1 protein-coding gene is annotated in these 263 nt (G+C 53.2%); it reads left to right on the forward strand.

Going from position 1 to position 263, the window contains the following annotated elements; genetic code table 11:
- A partial coding sequence (locus SB822_RS58060) for an FAD-linked oxidase C-terminal domain-containing protein (RefSeq protein ID WP_410859236.1) occupies positions 1-263 on the forward strand: 263 nt, incomplete at both ends.

Here is a 263-nt window from a genome sequence, read left to right on the forward strand (position 1 = left end):
CGCTTATCCTCTATGATGCGAATATTCCTGGCGAACTGGAAGCTGCGGAAGATTTTGGCGCGGACATTTTGCGCCTTTGCGTGAAGGTCGGCGGTGTTCTCACCGGCGAACACGGCGTCGGAATTGAAAAGCGCGATCTGATGCCGGAAATGTTCAACGACATCGATCTTGACCAGCAGATGCGTGTCAAATGTGCTTTCGATGCCAAGCACCTTCTTAACCCCGGTAAGGTTTTTCCGCAATTACGCCGCTGCGCCGAGCTT

It is taken from the genome of Paraburkholderia sp. SIMBA_054 (genome assembly GCF_046534875.1).
Lineage (GTDB): Bacteria > Pseudomonadota > Gammaproteobacteria > Burkholderiales > Burkholderiaceae > Paraburkholderia > Paraburkholderia hospita.